Source organism: Acidimicrobiales bacterium (genome assembly GCA_035546775.1).
Classification (GTDB): domain Bacteria; phylum Actinomycetota; class Acidimicrobiia; order Acidimicrobiales; family JACCXE01; genus JACCXE01.
This window is the reverse complement of the sequence record DASZWD010000018.1, coordinates 1-19120: the sequence shown is the minus strand read 5'-3', so window position 1 is coordinate 19120 and position 19120 is coordinate 1. Positions and strand designations below refer to the sequence as shown.

Here is a 19120-nt window from a genome sequence, read left to right as displayed (position 1 = left end):
CTCCGTCGCGCCGTAACCCCGTCCAAACTTGTGTTCGCGTTAGGTCCCGGTGAAGTTCGGGGTGCGCTTCTCGGCGAAGGCGGTGGGGCCTTCCTTGGCGTCGTTGGTGGCGAAGACGGGCCAGCCGAGTTCCAGTTCGCGCGCGAGGCCTTCGGCTTCGGTCATGCCTTCGGTCTCGCGTAGGGAGCGCAGGACGGCCTGCACCGCCAGCGGGCCGTTGGCGGCGATCATCTCGGCGACTTCACGGGCGCGGTCAAGCGCCTGGCCGTCGGCCACGACCTCGCCGATGAGGCCGATCGCCTTTGCTTCGGGCGCCGGAACGTGGCGGCCGGTCAGGAGGATCTCGGCGGCGACCGTGTAGGGGATCTGGCGGCGCAGGCGAATGGTGGAGCCGCCGAGGGGGAACAGGCCGCGGCGCACTTCGGTCACGCCGAAGACCGCCGACTCCCCCGCAATGCGGATGTCGGTGGCCTGCAGGATCTCGGTTCCGCCGGCTACCGCGTAGCCCTCGACCGCGGCGATGATCGGCTTCATCGGGCGGAAGTGACGCAGCAGCGCCTTCCAGTGGAGGTCGGAGTCGGCCGCCATGCGCTCGCGCCATTCGTTGGTGTCGTTGTTGCCGTAGCCGCCGGCCATCTCCTTGAGGTCGGCGCCGCTGCAGAAGTCGCCGCCGGCGCCGGTAAGGATGGCGACGCGCACGTCGGGGTCCTCGTCGATCATCTTCCACGCGTCGTAGGCCCGCACGAGCATCTCGGTGCTGAAGGCGTTCTTGCGCTCCGGCCGGTTCATCGTGACGGTGACCACGTGGCCGTCGCGCTCGACGAGGAGATGCGGTTCGCTCATGGGGCTACGCTAAGCCAAAACTAGAATCTGTTCTAGTTGTGGTTCACGAGAGGACCCGACCGGGATGCAGCTGAGCGACATCAACCTCATCGATCCGGACACCTTCGTCCGCGGCGTACCGGACGAGCAGTTCACGTTCCTGCGCCGCGAGGCCCCGGTGTTCTGGCACGACGACCCCTACGGCGGGTTCTGGGCGCTGACCAAGCACGCCGACGTGGTGATGGCCAACCGCGACTCGAAGCTGTTCTCGTCGTTCGCCCGCAGCCCGCTGTACAACGTCGAGGACCCGGAGTCGATCGAGCAGCTGCGCCTGATGATGCTGAGCCTGGATCCGCCGGACCACACCAAGCTGCGGCTCATCGTCAACCGGGCCTTCACGCCCAAGCGCATCAAGGCGTTGCAGCAGTCGCTCGTGGACCGCTCACGCGACATCGTCGACAACATCGCCGAGAAGGGCGAGTGCGACTTCGTGACCGAGGTGGCGTGCGAGTTGCCGCTGCAGGCCATCGCCGATCTCATCGGCATCCCGCAGGAGGACCGGCACAAGGTCTTCGACTGGAGCAACCGGCTCGTCGGCGCCGACGACCCCGAGTTCGGGCTCACCCCCCAGGACTCGGCGAACGCCGCGATCGAGTTGTTCATGTACGCCCAGGAGTTGGCCAGCGATCGCCGGCAGCACCCGCGCGACGACATCGTCACCAACCTGATCAGCGCGCAGGTCGACGGCGAAGGCCTGACCGACATGGAGTTCAACTCCTTCTTCATGCTGCTCGCCGTCGCCGGCAACGAGACGACGCGCAACGCCATCGCCCATTCGATGCTGGCGCTGATGCAACACCCCGACCAGCGCCAGCTCCTCCTCGACGACCCGTCGCGCCTCGACACCGCCATCGAAGAGTTCCTGCGCTGGGCCACGCCCGTCATGCAGTTCAAGCGCACCGCGACCGAAGACGTCGTGCTGCGCGACCAGAAGATCGCCGCGGGCGACCGCGTGCTCATGTACTACTCGTCGGCCAACCGGGACGAGGAGGTCTTCGCCGACCCCTTCACCTTCGACATCGCCCGCGACCCGAACCTGCACACGCTGCACGCGGCCTTCGGCGGTGGCGGCCACCACTTCTGCCTCGGCGCCAACCTGGCGCGCGCCGAGATGAAGACGATCTTCGCCGAACTGCTGGCGCGCATCCCGGACATGGAACTCGCCGGCGAGCCGTCGCGGCTGCGTTCCAACTTCATCAACGGTCTCAAGCACCTGCCCGTCGAGTTCACGCCGGTGAAGCGCAGCGATGCCTGAGGCCTACATCGTCGACGCCGTCCGCACGCCCGTCGGCAAGCGCGGCGGCGGCCTGTCGCAGGTGCACCCGGCCGACCTCGGCGCCGTCGTGCTCAACGAATTGGTCGACCGCACCGGCATCGACCCGGCGGCGGTGGACGACGTGATGTTCGGCTGCGTCGACACGCTCGGGCCCCAGGCGGGCGACATCGCCCGCACGTGCTGGCTCGCCGCGGGACTCCCCGAGTCGGTGCCGGGCGTCACCATCGACCGCCAGTGCGGCTCGTCGCAGCAGGCGGTGCACTTCGCCGCGCAGGCCGTCATGAGCGGGACGGCGGATTTGGTCGTCGCCGGTGGCGTGCAGTCCATGTCGCTCATCCCGATCAGCTCCGCGATGACCATGGCCGAGCCCCTCGGCTTCACCGATCCCTTCAGCGGTTCCGAGGGCTGGGTGAAGCGCTACGGCGCCGGCGAGGTGTCGCAGTTCACCGGCGCCGAGATGATTGCGTCGCAGTGGGACATCTCACGCGAGGACATGGAGCGCTTCGCGCTGGCGTCGCACACGCGGGCCAAACAGGCGATCACCGAAGGCCGCTTCGAGTCACAGATCGTCGCCGTCGGTGACTGCGGTGTCGACGAAGGACCGCGCGAGACCTCGCTCGAGAAGATGGCGTCGCTGCCGACGCTGGTCGAAGGCGGCCGGTTGACCGCCGCGGTGTCGTCGCAGCTGTCCGACGCGTCCGCCGCCATGCTGATCGCCTCCGAGGAGGCGGTGCGGGTGCACGGCCTGACGCCGCGGGCGCGCGTCCACCACATCTCGGTGCGCGGTGAAGACCCGATCCGCATGCTGAGCGCGCCCATCCCGGCGACGGCGCACGCCTTCAAGAAGACCGGCCTGACGATCGACGACATCGACCTCGTCGAGATCAACGAGGCGTTCGCCTCGGTCGTGCTGGCGTGGCAGAAGGAGACGGGCGCCGATCCCGACCGTGTGAACGTCAACGGCGGCGCCATCGCCCTCGGCCACCCCCTCGGCGCCACCGGCGTGCGCCTGATGACGACGCTGCTGTGCGAACTCGAACGCATTAATGGGGTGTACGGCCTCCAAACCATGTGCGAAGGCGGCGGCCAAGCCAACGTGACCATCATCGAGCGCCTCTAAGCCAGCGTCGTCAAGAGCGCGTCGAGCGTCAGCTCTTTGGGCATAGCTGGTCGCTGAGCGACCGCCACAGCCCAACGAGCTGACGCCACACCGCCGGCCGCGCGAGAGGCGCTGGCGGCTACGCCTGTGGCGCCAGCCGCGACAAGACGGCGTCGGCTTCGGCCATCACGCGGGTGACGACTTCGGCGCATGACGGGAGGTCGTCGATCACGCCGACGACCTGACCGCTCGCCATCACGCCGAGGTCGGGGCGGCCGTCGACCATCGCTTCTTTGAGCAGCATCGGAGTGTTCGCCTGCATGACGACCTGGCTCCACGACAGGTCCTGGTTGCGCTTGTTCGCCAACCCCTCGCGCACGATGTCGGTCCAGCGCTCGCCGCTCAGCTTCTTGAACGCGAACGCGTTGCGGATGGCGCGCGGCAGCGACGTCAGCGCGTTCGTCTGGTCGAGTTCCTCGGTGAACTCGGTGCGCAGCACGCGGTGCGGCACGCCGTCGACCTGCGTGGTGACGAGCGTGTCGGTGACGCCCTTGGACAGGTACACCTGCTTCACCGCGTCGGGCACGGTGGAGTCCGACGTCAGCAGGAAGCGCGTGCCCATGGCGATGCCCGACGCGCCATACGCCAGCGCGGCAACGAGGCCGCGCCCGTCGAAGAACCCACCGGCGGCGATGACGGGAATGTCGACGGTGTCCACCACTTGGGGCAGCAACAGCGTCGTCGGCACGGACCCGGTGTGGCCGCCGCCCTCGCCGCCCTGCACGATCACGGCGTCGACGCCCCACTGCGCCACCTTCTCCGCGTGACGCTTGGCGCCGATCGACGGGATGACGGCGACGCCGCCGTCCTTGGCCCGCTTGATCAACGCCTCGCTCGGCGCCTGGGCGAACGACGCGACACGCACCTCGGCTTTGATCATGAGGTCAATACGGTCGGCGGCGTCGGCTTGGTCGGCGCGCAGGTTGACGCCGAAGGGCTTATCGGTGCGCTCCTTCACCTCGTCGATGGCCCGGCGCAGTTCGTCGAACGACATCGTCGCGGAGGCCAGGATGCCGAACGCGCCCGCGGCGCTCGTGGCGGTGGTGAGACGGGCGCCGGCGACATAGCCCATGCCCGTCTGCACGATCGGATACTGCACGCCGAGCAGGTCGCACAGGCGCGTGTGCAGTGCGGGGTGCATGACCTACGACGGGACTTCGGTTTCGCGCCGGCCCTCGGGGTCGATGACGGTGTAGAGCAGCCGTAGTTCGTCGTCGGTTGGAAGGCGCGACTCTTCGGGGTTGTCGATCACCAACTCGAACCCGGTGGCGGCGACGACGTCGTCGACCGTCACTCCCGGATGGACCGAGCGCAGGCGCATGCGGTGGTCGGGCGTCTCGAAGTCGAGCACGCACAGGTTGGTGACGACGCGGCGGATCTCGTGGAACCGCGCGCTGTCGCCCGGCAACTGCGCGGCGCGGTCATAACCGATGCCACACACGGTGTCGACGTGCGGGCAGATCACCTGCGGGCTGTGATTCGGCACCCAGTACGACGTGGTGTCGTTGATGGTGTTGCCGGGGGCGCCGCGGTAGCCGAGCAACTGCGTGCGCGGCCGCGCGTAGTCGCCGATCGCGGCGATGTTCTGGTTGCCGTACTGGTCGACCTGGGTGGCGCCCATCATCACGTGGCGCCGCCCCGACCACACCCAGTCGAACATCGACCGGTACGGGTTCCAGTACTCGTAGATCTTCTCGTCGTCGCGCAGTTCATACGCGCTGTCGTTGGCGATCAGCGCCGCCTCGCCGTCGGTCATGCACAGATCGGGCTCGAAGGCGGCGCGCGCCAGCCGGCCGCCGATCATCGGGATCGTGCCGATCGGGTTGGCGAGGATCTCGCCGTCGCCCCGGAAGCACTCGGCGACGGCGACGGCGCACACGTCGGCGCGGGTGGCGGTGGTCGTCGTCATGCGCTCGCCCGCAACTTGGCTTGGTAGTCGGCTTCGGACAGGTCGAGCCAGTCCGCCTTGAACGCCGCCCACGCGTCGGGCGACTTGGCCGAGGCGGCGTACGCCTTCTGGAACGCTTCGTCGCGGCCGTAGTCGGGATCGCAGGACGTGAAGTGCGCGCCGTTGGGCGCTTCGACCACACCGTCGATCGACATGCGGCTGATGCGGCGCGTGTGGTGCGTGCCTTCCTTGGCCATGGCGTCGGTCTCCACGATGCGCTCGACGCTCATGAACCGGCGGCCGGTCGGCGCCGCCTGCACCATGAGGTCGTCGAAGTACAGGTCGGGGCCGAGGAACTGGCCATTGCCGCGGGCGTCGCCGCGGTTCTGGTGGATCAGCGCGGCGTCGAGGTGCAAGGCCGGCATGGCGACGAGTTGCTCGCCCTCGTACTCGATCGTCTTCAGGTTCGGGTTGTCGCGGAAGAGATCGCTGCCGAGGCCAACGCGGCTCGGCAGGAACGGGACGCGCCACGCCGCGGCCTGGAGTCCGAGGAGGAACAGGCCCTCGTCGAGCGACTCGGTCTCGATCGTGCCGTTCTGGCGCGCCGCGCGGAAGTGCGGCTCGAGCGGGATCGAGTCGAGCGACACGAAGGCGTACACGACCTTGCGCACCTGGCCCGTCGCACACAGCACGCCGACGTCGGGCCCGCCGTAGGACACGATCGTCAGATCGCGCAGGTCGCTGCGGGCGATGGCGCGCACCATCGACATCGGCTTGCGCCGCGACCCCCACCCGCCGATGGCGATCGTCATGCCGTCTTCGAGCGACGCGACGACGTCGTCCTCGGTGCAGCGCTTGTCGGCCATCACTTCGTGAACTTCGCGTCGCGCTTTTCGACGAAGGCGTCGCGCGCCTCGTCGGCCACGCCCGACAGGTTGAGCTCGAACGTGAACCCCTGCTCGTAGCGGTACGAGCGGCGCACGTCGACCGGGTCGATGCCGTTGAGCGACTCCTTGGCGGCGCGGATGACCGTCGGGCTCTTCGACGCGATCTGCGCGGCGACTTCCATCGCCGCGCCGCGCAACTCGGCCTGGGGCACGACCCGCAGCACGCTGCCGAACGCGTGCAGTTCCTGGGCCGTCGCCGTGGCCGACGTGTAGACCATCGCCCGCATCTTGTGCTGCGGCACGAGCCGGGCGAGGTGGGTGGCGGCGCCGAGGGCACCGCGGTCGACTTCGGGCAGGCCGAAGGTGGCGTCGTCGGCGGCGACGATGACATCGGCGTTGCCGACGAGACCGATGCCGCCGCCGAGGCAGTAGCCGTTGACCGCGGCGATCACGGGTACAGCGCAGTCGTACACCGCGGCGAACGCGGCGAAGCAGCCGCGGTTGGCGCCGATGAGGGCGTCGAAGCCTTCGGTGTTCTGCATCTCCTTGATGTCGACGCCGGCGTTGAAGCCGCGGCCTTCGGCGCGCAGCACGACGACGCGCACGCCGGTGTCGCGGCCCGCGGCGGTGAGTTGGTCGGCAAGGTCGAACCAGCCCGCAACCGTCAGGGCGTTGACCGGTGGATTTTCCATGACGATCTCGGCGATGCCGTCGCTGATCGTGGTGGTCGTGCCCATGCGCTCCCGGTTTCTGATAGGTAGTCAGATTCTATGGCGACGACGATCGACCTGGCCGGACGCGTCGTATTGGTGACGGGCGGCGCCCGCGGCGTGGGCCGCGGGATCGTCGACGGGTTCCGCGCCGCCGGCGCCACTGTGGTCATTTGCGGGCGGAACGATCCCGGCGACGGTTCGGACTTCGTCGCCTGCGACGTGCGCGAACCCGAGCAGGTGGACGCGATGGTCGCCGACGTCGTGGCGCGCCACGGGCGGCTCGACGTGGCCGTCAACAACGCCGGTGGCTCCCCCGCGGCCGACGCCGCCACTGCGTCGCCCCGGTTCTCGGTCGCCATCGTCAACCTCAACCTCATGGCGGCGCTGCACGTCGGCCAAGCGGCAAACCGCGTGATGCAGCAACAGGACGACGGCGGCAGCATCGTCAACATCGGCAGCGTGAGCGGTATGCGCCCGTCGCCGGGCACCGCCGCCTATGCCGCCGCCAAGGGCGGACTGCTGGCGCTGACGCAGACGCTGGCGGTGGAGTGGGCGCCGAAGGTACGCGTGAACATGGTGACCGGCGGCCTCATCTCCACCGAGCAGTCCGAGTTGTTCTACGGCGACGCCGAACGTCAGGCCGCCATCGCCGCCACCGTCCCGCTGCAGCGCTTCGGCACGCCCACCGACATCGGCAACGCCTGCGTGTTCCTGGCGTCGCCGCTGGCGAGCTACGTCAGCGGCGCCAACCTCGTCGTCCACGGCGGCGGCGAACCGCCGCGGTACCTCGATGCCTGACAGCAAGGCGGCCGTGTTCCTGGCGCGGCACGTGCCCGGAGAGCCGTTGCTGCAACTGAACGCCTTCGACGTCGGCTCGGCGCGCATCCTCGAGTCGCTGGGTTTCGAGGCGATCGCGACGAGCAGCGCTGGCTACGCCGCCACGCTCGGCCTCGTCGACGGGAGCCTCGGGCGCGACGAGACGTTGGAGCACTGCCGCACCATCGCGGCGTCCGTCGACATCCCGGTGGCGGGCGATACCGAGAACGGGTTCGCCGACGACCCGGCCGACGTCGCCGAGTTCGTGCTTGCCGCCGCCGCGACGGGTCTCGCCGGGTGCTCGATCGAGGACTGGTCCGGTGACGCCACCTACGACATCGGCTTCGCCACCGAGCGCATCGCGGCGGCGGCCGAAGCAGCGCACACCGGTGAGCAGCAACTCGTGCTGACCGGTCGCGCCGACGGTGGCTACCACGGCACCGACGACCTCGACGCCGTCATCCGCCGTCTGCGCGCCTACGGCGAGGCCGGCGCCGACGTCCTTTTCGCCCCGGGGTTCGGCGCCGTCGACGACGTTCGCCGCATCGTCGGCGAGACCGGCAAGCCGCTGAACGTGTTGGTCAACGCGTTGATCCAAGACGTGCACCCGTCGATCGACGAACTCGCCGCCGCGGGCGCGGCCCGCATCTCCGTCGGCGGATCGCTCGCCTTCGTCGCCTACGGCGCCCTGATCGACGCCGCCCGCGAGCTGAAGGAGCGAGGCACTTCGGGTTATTCGGAGCAACTCGTCGCCGCCCGCGACGCCATCCGCCCCGCGCTTCGCTAGGCAGCCCCGCCAGTCCCGCGTGGCGACTTATCCACAGCCTGTGGACGAGTCTGCATTGCAGACTCGTGACCAAACCGACGCCAGTTTGTGGCGGCCATTTCGTGACTACGCCGTCAAATGGCGGCCAGAAAGTGGCGCCAAAGCGCGGCTAGGGGTGCTGCGAGCTGACCGACAGGACTTCGCCGGTCATGTAGGACGCGTAGTCCGACGCGAGGAAGATGATGACGTTGGCGACTTCCCAGGGCTCGGCGGCGCGGCCGAACGCTTCGCGCTTGGTGAGTTCGTCCAGCAGTTCGTCGGTCGTGACCTTCGACAGGAACTCGTGCATGGCGAGCGACGGGGCGACGGCGTTGACCCGCACGCCGAAGGGCGCGGCTTCGATGGCCGCCGAGCGCGTGAGCGCCATGACGCCCGCCTTCGCCGCCGCGTAGTGCGCCTGGCCGGCCTGGGCGCGCCAGCCGATGACCGACGAGTTGTTCACGATCGCACCGTGGCCCTGGGCGCACAGGATCCGCAGCGCGGCGCGCGTGCAGCGCATGGTGCCGTTGAGGGTGACGTCGAGGACCGCGCCCCACTGCTCGTCGGTCATCTCGCGCAACTCCGCGGTGCCGCCGAGCCCGGCGTTGTTGACGACGACGTCAATGCGGCCGTGGGCGTCCACTGCCGCGGCGAACAGCGCCTGCACTTGCGCCTCGTCGGTCACGTCGCAGGGAACGGCGAGGACGCCACCGAGTTCCTCCGCCGCTTCACCCAGCCGCCGTTCGTGGCGATCGCTGATCACGACGGTGGCGCCCTCCTCGGCGCACCGTTTCGCGGTGGCAAAGCCGATGCCGGTCCCGGCGGCCGCGGTCACCAGCACCACCCGATCGTGCAGCAGGTCGTGCGACTTCATCGCGGCTCCCGCGGCAAACCGAGCGCCCGCTCGCCGATCACGTTGCGCTGGATCTCATTCGACCCCCCGTAGATGGTGTCCGCCCGCGTGAACAGGAACAGTCGTTGCAGCGTCGACAGGTCATAGGGCCAGCCCTCGGCCAGCGTCGCATCAATCCCCTGCACGTCCATTGCCAATTCTCCCAACGCCCGGTGCCACGTGGCCCACTGCAACTTCGAAATCGACGCCTCGGGCCCCGGCGTGCCGTCGGCGATCGAGTGCATGGTGCGCAGCGCGTTGTAGCGCAGCAGCCGCAGACCGATGAACGCTTGCGCCAGTCGCTGGCGCATGGCGGGTGACGCCGCGGCGCCGCTGGTGCGCGCCAGCGCGATCACCGCGTCGAGTTCGCGCTGGAAGCCCACCTGCTGGCCGAGCGTGGCCACGCCGCGCTCGAACCCGAGCGTCGTCATGGCGACGCGCCACCCGTCGCCCACTTCGCCCACCACGTTCGCCGCGTCGGTGCGCGCCCCGTTGAAGAAGACCTCGTTGAACTCCGACGTGCCCGTCATCTGCACGATCGGGCGCACCTCGATGCCCGGCTGGTGCATCGGCACGAGAAAGTACGACAGCCCGGCGTGGCGCGTGGAGGACGGATCGGTGCGCGCCACCACGAAGCACCAGTCCGACGTGTGGGCGTTCGACGTCCACACCTTCTGGCCGGTGATCACCCACTCGTCGCCGTCGAGTTCGGCACGGGTCTTCACGTTGGCGAGGTCGGATCCGGCGTCGGGCTCGGAGTAGCCCTGACACCACAGCTCGTCGCCCCGCAGGATCGGCGGCAGGAACCGCTCCTGCTGCGCCGGCGTGCCCAGTTCGATCAGCGTGGGACCGAGCAGGCCTTCGCCGAAGTGGCCGACGCGGACCGGCGCGCCGGCGCGCACGTACTCCTCGTTGAAGATGACCTGCTCCTCCATCGTCGCTTCGCGGCCGCCGAACTCCTTGGGCCAGCCGAGGCACGTCCAGCCCGCCTCGCCCAGCAACTTCTCCCAGCGTCGGCGGACCTCGAAGCCCTCGTGCTCGCGCCCCGGACCGCCGCTGGCGCCGAGTTGCGCGAACTCACCGACGAGGTGTTCGGACAGCCACGCGCGCACCTCGTCACGGAACATCTGACGCGACGTTAGTTTCCGGCCGGGGTCGCTTGCCGCCGAAAATGAAACGTGTTCTACTTGCGCGGTGGAGTACCACCTGGCCGATCTGTTCGAGTACGCGGTCGACCACTTCGCCGAGCGCGAGTTTCTCGTGTGCGACGGGCAGCGCCGCACGTACGCCCAGATGGAAGCCCGCGCCAACCAGCTGGCGCACCACCTCCAGTCGATCGGCGTGCGGCCCGGCGACCACGTGGGGATCTATGCCTACAACTCGGTCGAGTGGGTCGAGATCATGTGGGCGGTGTTCAAGATCCGCGCCGTGTGGATCAACATCAACTTCCGTTACGTCGAAGACGAGTTGCGCTACCTCTTCACCAACGCCGACCTCGTCGCCCTGATCCACCAGCCGCAGTTCGCCGATCGCGTCGCAGGTGTGCTCCCGCACCTCCCCGACCTCAAGCACGTGCTCGTCATCGGCGACGACTACGAGGCGGCGCTGGCGGCGCAAAGCCCCGAGCGCGACTTCGCCCCCCGCTCGCCCGACGACCACTACATCCTCTACACCGGCGGCACCACCGGCATGCCGAAGGGCGTCGTGTGGCGCCAGGAAGACGTGTTCTTCGCCCTCGGCGGCGGGCTCGACCTGCCGACGGGCGAACGCGTCACGTCGCCGACGGGCATGGTCGAGCGAGGCCTGCGCAATGGCCCGATCACGATGCTGCCGATCGCGCCGCTCATGCACGGCGCCACGCAGTGGGGAACGATGCAGGGCGCGTTCGTCGGCAACAAGATCGTGCTCGTCCCCGACTTCGACCCGGCCGAGGTGTGGCGCCTGGTCGGCGAGGAGCAGGTCAACGTCGTGATGATCACCGGCGACGCCATGGGCCGTCCGCTGGTCGAAGAACTCGACAACGCCAACTACGACCTGTCGTCACTGATCGCGCTCTCGTCGACCGCCGCGGTGTTCTCGCCCACGGTCAAGGACGCGTTCTTCGAGCGCCTGCCCAACCTGCTCATCAGCGACGCCGTCGGGTCGTCCGAAGGCGGCGGCAACGGTCTCACCTACGTGTCGAAGGACAACACCGCCATGAGCGGCGGTGGGCCCACGATCAATCCCAACGCGGACACTGCGGTGTTCGACGAGTCGGGCAATCGCGTCGAACCCGGCAGCGGCGTCGTCGGCAAGATCGCCCGCAGCGGTTCGGTACCGATCGGCTACTACAAGGACCCGGAAAAAACTGCCGCCACCTTCGTCGAACTCGAAGGGCGGCGGTGGTCGATCCCGGGCGACTTCGCCACGGTCGAAGCCGACGGCACGATCACGCTGCTCGGCCGCGGGTCGGTGTCGATCAACTCGGGCGGCGAGAAGATCTACCCCGAAGAAGTCGAGGCGGCCGTGAAGGCGCACCCCGACGTGTGGGACGCCGTCGTCGTCGGCGTGCCCGACGAACGGTGGGGCCAGCGCGTCGCCGCAGTCGTGCAACCGCGGCCCAACGTCACCCCCGATCTCGAATCCATCCAGGAGCACTGCCGGCTCACGCTGGCGCGCTACAAGGTGCCGCGCCAGCTCAACCTCGTCGACACCGTCGTCCGATCGCCGAGCGGCAAACCCGACTACCGCTGGGCGCTCGACGTCGCCACCAAGGAGAGTTAGTTGCACACCGACATCTGCGACCTGTTCGGCATCGACCTGCCGATCTTCGCCTTCAGCCACTGCCGCGACGTCGTGGCCGCCGTCTCCAAAGCCGGCGGTCTCGGGGTGCTCGGCGCCCTCGCCTTCACCAACGAGCAGTTGGAGATCGAGCTCAACTGGATCGACGACAACATCGGCGGCAAGCCCTACGGGGTCGACGTGGTGATGCCGGCGTCGTACGCCGGCGCCGGCGACCTCGACCCCGAGCACATGGAAGAACAGCTCGAGGCGATGATCCCGCAAAAGCACAAGGACTGGATCAACAAGACCCTCGACGACAACCACATCCCCCCGCTGCCCGCCGACGAGCCGGTGCACGGACTGCTCGGCTGGACGCATGAGGGGGCGCGCCCGCAGGTCGACATCGCGCTGGCGCACCCGATCAAGCTGCTCGTCAACGCTCTCGGCCCGCCACCCAAGGACATCGTCGACCTGGCGCATGAGCACGGCGTGAAGGTGGCGGCGCTGGTGGGCAGCGTGCAACAGGCGCAGCGCCAGGTGAACCAGGGCGTCGACATCATCGTCGCCCAGGGCCACGAGGCGGGCGGGCACACCGGTGAGATCGCGTCGATGGTGCTGCTGCCCCAGGTGGTCGACGCCGTGGCGCCGGTGCCGGTGCTCGGCGCCGGCGGCATCGGCAACGGTCGCCAGATCGCCGCCGCGATGGCGCTCGGCGCCCAAGGCGTGTGGACCGGCTCGGTGTGGCTCACGACGGCGGAGTCCGACATGCAGCCGATGGTCGTCGAGAAGCTGCTCGCCGCGTCGTCGCGCGACACGGTGCGCTCGCGTTGCATGACGGGCAAGCCGGCGCGTCAGCTGCGTACGGGCTGGACCGACGCCTGGGAGGCCGAGGACGCGCCCGGCTTCCTGCCGATGCCGCTGCAGTACCTGGCGACGGCCGAGGCGCAGCGCCGCATCGGGCGGTCGAACAACCGCGAGTTCGTCGGCATCCCCGTCGGCCAGATCGTCGGGTCGATGAACGACGTGCGCCCGGTGAAGGACGTCATCTTCCAGATGGTCGAGGAGTTCATCGACGCCAGCGAGCGCGTCGCCAAACTCGGCCGGGAGTGACTTCACCTTTCGCTCCGGCGCAGCTCGGCCCGATCACGCTGCGCAACCGCGTGATCAAGGCGGCGACGTTCGAAGGTGTGATGCCGCGCGGCGCCGTCACCCAGGAGTTGATCGACTACCACCTGGCGGTGGCCCGCGGCGGTGTCGGCCTCACGACGCTGGCGTACTGCGCGGTGTCGATGAACGGGCGGGTGTCACCCCACACCCTGGTGTTCACCGAGTCGCTCATCCCCGACCTGACGCGGTTCACCGCAGCCATCCACGAGACGGGTGCCAAGACCTCGGCGCAGCTGGGTCACGCCGGGCTCGTGGCGCAGGCGAACTCGCGCCGCTACCCGACCACCGCGCCGTCGACGCGTATCAGCCTGCCGGCGAAGGGTCGGGTGCGCGGCGCGTCGCTGAGCGAACTCGACGCCATCGTGGAGGACTTCGGACGCGCCGCGCGCGTCGCCGTCGCCAGCGGCTTCGACGCCATCGAGGTGCACCTCGGGCACAACTACTTGCTCAGCTCGTTCATGAGCCCGAACCTGAACCGCCGGCGCGACGACTACGGCGGTTCGATCGAGAACCGGGCGCGCTTCCCGCGACGCGTCGTGACCGCGGTTCGGGAGGCGGTCGGCGACGCGCCGGTCGCCGTGGTGGCGAAGTTCAACATGGACGACGGCGTCGCGAAGGGGTTGCATCCTGACGAGAGCCTCCAGTTCGCCCAGCTGCTCGAAGCCGACGGGCACCTCGACGCCCTCGTGCTCACCGGCGGCAGCTCGCTGCTCAACGGCATGTACTTCTTCCGCGGCGACGTGCCGATGAAGGAGTTCGCCGCCACGCAGGGCCGGCTCATCGGCTTCGGCATGAAGTTCTACGGCCGGCGCATCTTCCCCAAGCTGCCGTTCGAAGAGGCGTTCTTCCTCCCGATGGCGCGGCAGTTCCGGTCCGAACTGAAGATGCCGCTCGTCCTCCTCGGCGGCATCAACAAGGCCGACACCATCTACTCGGCGATGGACGAAGGCTTCGGGTTCGTCGCCATGGCGCGGGCACTGCTGCGCGAGCCCGACCTCGTCGACCGCTTCGCCGCCGGTGAGGCGACGCGGGGCGTGTGCTCACACTGCAACAAGTGCATGCCGACGATCTACTCGGGCACGCACTGCGTGGAGCGGGTGTGACGCCGACGCGCACCGTCGCCGTGACCGGCAGCGCGTCGGGTATGGGCGCGGCCACGCGTGCGGTCCTCGAAGCCGCCGGCCAGCGCGTCATCGGCGTCGACCTGCACGACGCCGAGGTGATCGCCGACCTGTCGACGCCCGAGGAGCGGACCGGCGCGGTCGCCGCCGTCGCCGCAATGTGCAACAACACCCTCGACGGCCTCGTCACGTGGGCCGGCATCCCGGGTCTCACGACCGCCGCCGGCAGCGCCCTCGTGTCGGTCAACTACTTCGGGACGGTCGCGCTGCTCGACGGGCTGCGGCCGGCCCTGGCCCGCGGCGACGCGCCGGCGGCCGTCGCCATCTCGTCGAACTCGACGACGGCGCAGAAGGGCATTCCCATGGACGTCGTCGACTTGTGCCTCGCCGGTGACGAGACCGCGGCCCGCGCCGCCGCCGACGCCGCCGGCGCGCTCGGCACCTACCCGGCGACCAAGACGGCGATTGCGTGGTGGGCGCGGCGGCAGGCGACGAACGAGCACTGGGCGGGGCGGGGCATCACGCTCAACGTCGTGGCGCCGGGCGCGGTCGAGACGCCGCTGCTGCAACAGACCCGCGACGACCCCGTCATCGGTCCCTACATCGACGACTTCCCGATCCCCGTGGGCCGCAAGGGCACGGCCGAGGAACTGGCGCACCTCGTCGCCTTCCTGCTCGGCCGCCACGGGCGGTTCTTCTGCGGCTCGGTCGTCTTCGCCGACGGCGGCACCGACGCGTTGCTACGCCCCGACAGCCAGCCCACGCCCTGGACCTGACCCCCACTTCTGTGAAGGAATTTCCGCCCATAGGGCGGAAATTCCTTCACAGAACGCAGGGTTAGAGGCGCTGCAGGATGGTGCCGGTGGCGAGGGCGCCGCCGCAGCACATGGAGATGAGCGCGAACTCCTTGTCGGAGCGCTCGAGTTCGTGCAGCGCGGTGCAGATGAGACGGGAGCCGGTGGCGCCGACAGGGTGGCCGAGGGCGATGGCGCCGCCGTTGACGTTGACCTTGTCCCAGTCGGGGTTGTGGATGCGACCCCACGACAGCACGACCGCCGCGAACGCCTCGTTGACTTCGAAGATGTCGATGTCGTTCATGGTCATGCCGGCGCGCCTGAGGACCTTCTCGGTCGCGGCCGGCGGGCCGTCGAGCAGGTAGTACGGATCGGAGCCGACGAGCGTGTGGGCCACGATGCGGCCCCGCGGCTTGCGCCCCTCGGCGCGAGCGCGCTCCTCGTCCATCCACAGCACGGCCGCGGCACCGTCGGAGATCTGCGACGAGTTGCCGGCGGTGTGGATGCCGCCCTCGATGACGGGCTTGAGCTTGGCGAGGCCCTCCATCGTCGTCTCGCGCGGGCCCTGGTCCTTACTGACGACGGCGCCGTCGACCTCGATCGGCGCGATCTCGCGATCGAAGCGCCCCTCGGCGACGGCCCGCGCCGCGTTCTGCTGCGAACGCAAGCCGAGCTCGTCGACTTCCTGACGCGTGATGCCGCGGTTCTGGGCGATGCGCTCGGCGGCCTCGAACTGGTTGGGTGAATCCCACGGGAAGTTGTCGGGCTTCGACGACCCCGGACCGTTCATCACGTTCATCCCGAGGCCAACGCGCGACATCGCCTCGACGCCGCACGCGATGCCGACCTCGGCGCCGCCCGTCGCGATCAATCCCATCACGAAGTTGTTGGCTTGCTGACTGGACCCGCACTGGCAGTCGATCGTGGTCGCCGCCGGCTCGTAGGACACGCCGAGGCTCAGCCACGCATTACGCGTGACGTTCGACGCCTGCTCCCCCGCCTGGGTGACACAGCCGCCGACGAGCTGGTCGACGTCGGCGGGATCGAGGCCGTTGCGCTTGACCAGTTCGATCTGGGCGACGGCGAGGATCTCCGCCGCGTGCATGCCGGCGAGCACGCCGTTGCGCTTCCCGATCGGAGTGCGGACGGCGTCGACGATGACGGGATTAGCCATGCGCCAATACTAGAACGCGTTCTAGGCTGGCGTCGTGGCCGACCACCTGACCCGCGACGACATCGACCTCGTCAGCGGCGAGTTCTGGGGCCGCAACCCGCACGCCGAGCTGGCGTGGATGCGCGCCCACACCCCCGTGTACTGGGACGGCGGGGTGTGGGGTGTCACGCGGTATGCCGACGTGAAGCAGGTCTCGGGCGACCCGGCGACGTTCTCCAACGCCGGCGGCATCCGTCCGGAATCCGGACCCATCGCCATGATGATCGACATGGACGACCCGGAGCACGCGCGGCGGCGCAAGCTCGTCAACCGCGGCTACCTGCCGCGACGGGTGCGAGCGCGGGAGGACGAAGTGCGCGGCGCCTGCGACGTCATCATCGATCGCCTCGCCGATCGCGACACGTGCGACCTCGTGTGGGACATCGCCGCGCCGCTCCCCCTGGCCGTCATCGCCAACGACCTCGGCTTCGCCGAGGCCGACCGGCCGCAACTGCTCGAGTGGAGCGACGCCATGCTGCGCGCCCTCACCGGTGATCCCGACGTCGCCGCCGCCGCCGGCGAGGCCTTCGGCGGGTACATGGCCTACGCCACCGACGTCATCGCGCAGCGGCGAGCCGACCCCACCGACGACTTGATGAGCGTGCTGTGTCACGCCGAGGTCGACGGCGAGCAGCTCACCGACGACGAGATCATCCACGAGTCGCTCCTCATCCTCATCGGCGGCGACGAGACGACGCGCCACGTCATCTCCGGCGGCGCCTACCAACTGCTGGTGGAGCGTGACCGGTGGGATCACCTGCGGGCCGACGAGTCGCTGCTGTCGACCGCCGTCGAAGAGATGCTGCGCTGGGTGTCGCCGATCAAGAACATGGCGCGCACCGCGACGCGCGACGTCGAACTCGGCGGTCAGTTGATCCGCGAGGGCGACACGCTGCTGTTGCTGTATCCGTCGGCCAACCGCGACGACGCGGTGTTCGCCGACCCGAACACGTTCGACATCGGCCGCACGCCCAACGAGCACGTCGCCTTCGGCTTCGGCACGCACTTCTGCCTCGGCAGCAGCCTCGCCCGCCTCGAGTTGCGGGTGATGTTCGAGCAACTGCCGGCGCGGTTGCCCGAGTTGTCTCTGGTGACTGACGACGAACCGGCCTACCGCCCCGCCAACTTCATCTCGGGATACGAGACCCTGCCCGTCCGCCTGAGGTAGGCGTGCGCGGTCCCGAAGCCCCACCCGCCTAACCACACCATGCCGCAATCGCGAGGCCACAGAATGAAGATCGGAATCACCATCGACTGCCCCGACCCCGATCACCTGGCCGGGTTCTGGGAGCTGATCCTCGGTTACGTCCGACGTCCGGGAGGTGCAGGCGGCCCGTACGTCACGATCGACCGGCCCGAGGGCACCGATGGGCCGCCACACCTCACTTTTCAAAGGGTCCCCGAGCCAAAGGCGACCAAGATCCGCACCCATCTCGACCTGTTCGTCGAACACGCGGCACCGATCGTCGCCGAGATGGTTGTTGCCGGCGCGACTTCCCTCTCGGTCACGGAAGCCGGCGACTGGACGACACGAGTCATGCAAGACCCCGCGGGCAACGAGTTCTGCGTGATCGGCCCGGACTGAGTCGCGAATCGCGCGCAACAGAGGCGCTTTCGGTCGCGCGTGATCGGAAGTTCTGCGATACCGGAGACGGAGCCGACGCTCGTGGAGTGGGCGGAGTGCGCCACCGCCGCCCAAATCGACCGGGTCGTGGCCGGCCGCCGCTCGCTCGACAAGAAGACCGCCGCGGCCCGCTATGTCACCTGGTCCTATGAGGACGACGGCACCTTTTTGTTGCGGGCCAAGCTCACACCCGAGGAAGGCGCGTTGGTCGTCGCCGCGCTGCAGTCGGCCCGCAAGGTCCTCCGGGACGACGAAAACGGTTCCGCGGAACCGCTTCGCGTCACCGACGGTTCCGCGGAACCGCTCACCGTCGGCAACGCCGACGCCTTCGTCGCCATGGCCGAAACCACCCTCGCCCACGGCCCCACCCCGGTCGAAGCCGGCGACCGCCACGTCGTGATGGTGCACCTCAACGCGGCAACCGGCGAAGCCCAACTCGACGGCGGCCCGGTCCTGTCGGAGGACTCAAAGCAACTCGTGCTCTGCGGGGCCTCGTTTGCCGACGTCGGCCTCGGCGCCCAACGCGAAGTCCTCTACATGGGCCGCCTCTACCGCGAACCGAACCGCGCCCAGCGCCGTGCACTGGCCATCCGCGACGGCGGCTGCACCTTTCCCGGCTGCACACAGCGCATCTTCGTCGACGCCCACCACCTCGAAGAATGGGAAAACGGCGGGCGCACCGACATCGACAACCTCCTCCTGCTGTGCCGCTTCCACCACAACGCCATCCACCACCGCGGCTTCACCGTCAAGAAAGGCCCCCGCCAAACCTTCCGGTTCTTCAACCCCGACGGCATCGAACTCATCGCCGCCCCCAAACCGGCCACACCCAGCGCCACGACCCCGACCCACGGCGCCTCCGGCACACCAATCACACCCGACACCCCCATCCCCAACTGGGACGGCCACCACCCCGACTACGCCACCGCCATCGAAGGCCTCATGTGGCTCGAAGAAAACGCGCACAACCTCGACCCGGTGGCGGTGTAGCGGAGCGCGTCAGGCGATGTAGTTGCCGCCGTCGCAGACGATCGTCTGGCCGGTGATGTAGCCGGCGGCTTCCGATGCGAGGAACGCGAGGACGGGGCCGATGTCGCGCTCGGGGTCGCCGAGGCGGCCG

Annotated in this window: 19 protein-coding genes; 11 read left to right on the top strand and 8 right to left on the bottom strand. The window is 69.1% G+C overall.

Annotated features, from left to right (window positions below; translation table 11 throughout):
• Positions 1-39 precede the first annotated feature (39 nt).
• Complete coding sequence (locus VHC63_04225) at positions 40-843, bottom strand: crotonase/enoyl-CoA hydratase family protein (GenBank protein HVV35786.1); 804 nt, start codon at positions 841-843, stop codon at positions 40-42.
• Positions 844-907: 64 nt separating this feature from the next.
• Here VHC63_04225 and VHC63_04220 point away from each other — a divergent pair, with 64 nt between their 5' ends.
• Positions 908-2137, top strand: coding sequence for a cytochrome P450 (locus tag VHC63_04220; GenBank protein ID HVV35785.1), 1230 nt, complete (start codon positions 908-910; stop codon positions 2135-2137).
• A complete protein-coding gene (locus VHC63_04215; protein HVV35784.1) occupies positions 2130-3278 on the top strand; it encodes an acetyl-CoA C-acetyltransferase in 1149 nt (382 codons plus the stop codon). The genes VHC63_04220 and VHC63_04215 overlap by 8 nt, the downstream gene beginning before the upstream one ends.
• Before the next feature lie 118 nt (positions 3279-3396).
• On the opposite strand, the gene VHC63_04210 is transcribed toward VHC63_04215, so the two are convergent.
• From VHC63_04210 to VHC63_04195, 4 genes are read right to left on the bottom strand one after another with little or no spacing between them, the layout of a single operon-like run.
• Entirely contained in the window at positions 3397-4458 is a 1062-nt protein-coding gene (locus VHC63_04210; GenBank protein HVV35783.1) for a nitronate monooxygenase, read from the bottom strand.
• Between the two features lie 3 nt (positions 4459-4461).
• Positions 4462-5226 carry a CoA-transferase gene (locus VHC63_04205; GenBank protein ID HVV35782.1) on the bottom strand — a complete coding sequence of 255 codons (765 nt, stop codon included), beginning with the start codon at positions 5224-5226 and terminating at the stop codon, positions 4462-4464.
• Positions 5223-6071: a CoA-transferase gene (locus VHC63_04200; GenBank protein ID HVV35781.1), complete on the bottom strand. Its 849-nt coding sequence runs from the start codon at positions 6069-6071 to the stop codon at positions 5223-5225. Before VHC63_04200 ends, VHC63_04205 begins: the two co-directional genes overlap by 4 nt.
• Entirely contained in the window at positions 6071-6829 is a 759-nt protein-coding gene (locus tag VHC63_04195) for an enoyl-CoA hydratase family protein (GenBank protein ID HVV35780.1), read from the bottom strand. Before VHC63_04195 ends, VHC63_04200 begins: the two co-directional genes overlap by 1 nt.
• Positions 6830-6862: 33 nt before the next feature.
• On the opposite strand from VHC63_04195, the gene VHC63_04190 reads away from it, so the two are divergent.
• Together VHC63_04190 and VHC63_04185 are read left to right on the top strand one after the other, a co-directional pair.
• Positions 6863-7603 (top strand): SDR family oxidoreductase, encoded by a 741-nt coding sequence (locus VHC63_04190; protein HVV35779.1) that lies wholly within the window; start codon positions 6863-6865, stop codon positions 7601-7603.
• The gene (locus VHC63_04185) at positions 7596-8408 is read left to right on the top strand and encodes an isocitrate lyase/phosphoenolpyruvate mutase family protein (protein HVV35778.1); all 813 of its coding nucleotides are present in this window, start codon (positions 7596-7598) and stop codon (positions 8406-8408) included. The genes VHC63_04190 and VHC63_04185 overlap by 8 nt, the downstream gene beginning before the upstream one ends.
• 148 nt (positions 8409-8556) lie before the next feature.
• Here the strand turns inward: VHC63_04185 and VHC63_04180 are convergent, their stop codons facing one another.
• Both VHC63_04180 and VHC63_04175 read right to left on the bottom strand, forming a co-directional pair.
• Positions 8557-9300: an SDR family oxidoreductase gene (locus VHC63_04180; GenBank protein ID HVV35777.1), complete on the bottom strand. Its 744-nt coding sequence runs from the start codon at positions 9298-9300 to the stop codon at positions 8557-8559.
• A complete protein-coding gene (locus VHC63_04175; GenBank protein HVV35776.1) occupies positions 9297-10445 on the bottom strand; it encodes an acyl-CoA dehydrogenase family protein in 1149 nt (382 codons plus the stop codon). The genes VHC63_04180 and VHC63_04175 overlap by 4 nt, the downstream gene beginning before the upstream one ends.
• 67 nt (positions 10446-10512) lie before the next feature.
• Between VHC63_04175 and VHC63_04170 the strand changes: the two genes are divergently transcribed.
• The 4 genes from VHC63_04170 to VHC63_04155 are packed head-to-tail and all read left to right on the top strand — an operon-like array spanning position 10513 to position 15145.
• Positions 10513-12081, top strand: coding sequence for an acyl-CoA synthetase (locus VHC63_04170; GenBank protein HVV35775.1), 1569 nt, complete (start codon positions 10513-10515; stop codon positions 12079-12081).
• Positions 12082-13191, top strand: a complete 1110-nt coding sequence (locus tag VHC63_04165) for a nitronate monooxygenase family protein (GenBank protein HVV35774.1) — start codon at positions 12082-12084, stop codon at positions 13189-13191.
• A complete protein-coding gene (locus tag VHC63_04160; GenBank protein ID HVV35773.1) occupies positions 13188-14351 on the top strand; it encodes an NADH:flavin oxidoreductase in 1164 nt (387 codons plus the stop codon). The genes VHC63_04165 and VHC63_04160 overlap by 4 nt, the downstream gene beginning before the upstream one ends.
• A complete protein-coding gene (locus VHC63_04155; GenBank protein ID HVV35772.1) occupies positions 14348-15145 on the top strand; it encodes an SDR family oxidoreductase in 798 nt (265 codons plus the stop codon). Before VHC63_04160 ends, VHC63_04155 begins: the two co-directional genes overlap by 4 nt.
• Positions 15146-15206: 61 nt before the next feature.
• Here the strand turns inward: VHC63_04155 and VHC63_04150 are convergent, their stop codons facing one another.
• Positions 15207-16337 (bottom strand): steroid 3-ketoacyl-CoA thiolase, encoded by a 1131-nt coding sequence (locus tag VHC63_04150; GenBank protein ID HVV35771.1) that lies wholly within the window; start codon positions 16335-16337, stop codon positions 15207-15209.
• A gap of 34 nt (positions 16338-16371) precedes the next feature.
• Between VHC63_04150 and VHC63_04145 the strand changes: the two genes are divergently transcribed.
• The 3 genes from VHC63_04145 (at position 16372) to VHC63_04135 (ending at position 18990) form a co-directional block, all read left to right on the top strand.
• Positions 16372-17544, top strand: coding sequence for a cytochrome P450 (locus VHC63_04145; protein HVV35770.1), 1173 nt, complete (start codon positions 16372-16374; stop codon positions 17542-17544).
• Between the two features lie 63 nt (positions 17545-17607).
• Complete coding sequence (locus tag VHC63_04140) at positions 17608-17961, top strand: VOC family protein (GenBank protein HVV35769.1); 354 nt, start codon at positions 17608-17610, stop codon at positions 17959-17961.
• Positions 17962-18000: 39 nt separating this feature from the next.
• Positions 18001-18990, top strand: a complete 990-nt coding sequence (locus tag VHC63_04135; protein HVV35768.1) for a DUF222 domain-containing protein — start codon at positions 18001-18003, stop codon at positions 18988-18990.
• Positions 18991-19120: the final 130 nt, after the last annotated feature.